General features: G+C 68.7%; 1 protein-coding gene. It reads right to left on the bottom strand.

The window, feature by feature from the left end:
- A partial coding sequence (locus tag ABD327_RS37345; RefSeq protein WP_344458530.1) for an acyl-CoA dehydrogenase family protein occupies positions 1-1035 on the bottom strand: 1035 nt, incomplete at both ends.

Raw genomic sequence — 1035 nt, 5'->3', positions numbered from 1 at the left:
GTCGTTGGTGCCCTCGCCGATGCTCATCAAGGGCGCGTCGCGGAAGAGGCGTTCGACGACGAATTCCTTGGAGTAGCCGTAGCCGCCGTGGACCTGCATGGAGGTCAGGGCGCATTCCATGGCGGCCTCGGAGGCGAAGGTCTTGGCCATGCCGGCCTCCATGTCGACGCGGTGTCCCGCATCTGCCTGGGAGGCGGCCCAGTAGACCAGCAGGCGGGAGGCCTGGACCTTGATGCCCATCTCGGCGATCTTGAGCTGGACGGCCTGGAAGTCGTGGATGGGCCTGCCGAACGCCTCCCGCTGCGCCGCATAGCCCAGGGCCTCGTCGTAGGAGGCCTGCGCGATCCCCAGAGAGCGCGCGGCGACGTTGATGCGCCCCACCTCCAGACCGCCCAGGACCTGCTGCATGCCGCGGCCCTCGATGCCGCCCAGGAGGTTGTCCTTGTGCACCCGGACGTTGTCGAGGGTGATCTCGCACGATTCGGTGCCCTTGTAGCCGAGCTTGGGCAGGTCGCGCGAGACGGTGAAGCCGGGGGTGTCGGCGTCGATGAGCAGCACCGACATGCCCTTGTGGGCGGGCGTGGCGGTCGGGTCGGTCTTGACCAGGACGGGCAGGGGGTCGGCGTGGCGGGCGTTGGTGATCCACGTCTTGCTGCCGTTGACGACGTAATAATCGCCCTCCAAGCGCGCGGTGGTCGCGATCCCTTGGAGGTCGGTGCCCGCTCCGGGCTCGGTGAGGCCGATGCCGGTACGGCGCTTGCCGGTGGCCAGGTCGGGCAGCAGCCGGGCCTTCTGCTCGGGCGTGCCGTGCTTGTTGATCATCCAGCAGGCCAGGGAGTGACTGCCCAGGATCCCGGCGATGCCCATCCACCCCTTGGAGATCTCCTCGAACACCAGCGCGAAGGACACCATGTCCACGCCCAGGCCGCCGTACTCCTCCGGGACGGTCAGCCCGAACAGGCCCAGGTCCTTCATGCCCTCGACGATCTCCGTGGGATAGCGGCCGGAGGCCTCCCACTCCTGCGCGACGGGGCG

This window comes from Actinocorallia aurantiaca, assembly GCF_039533685.1.
Lineage (GTDB): Bacteria > Actinomycetota > Actinomycetes > Streptosporangiales > Streptosporangiaceae > Actinocorallia > Actinocorallia aurantiaca.
This window is presented reverse-complemented; position numbering and strand designations above follow the sequence as displayed.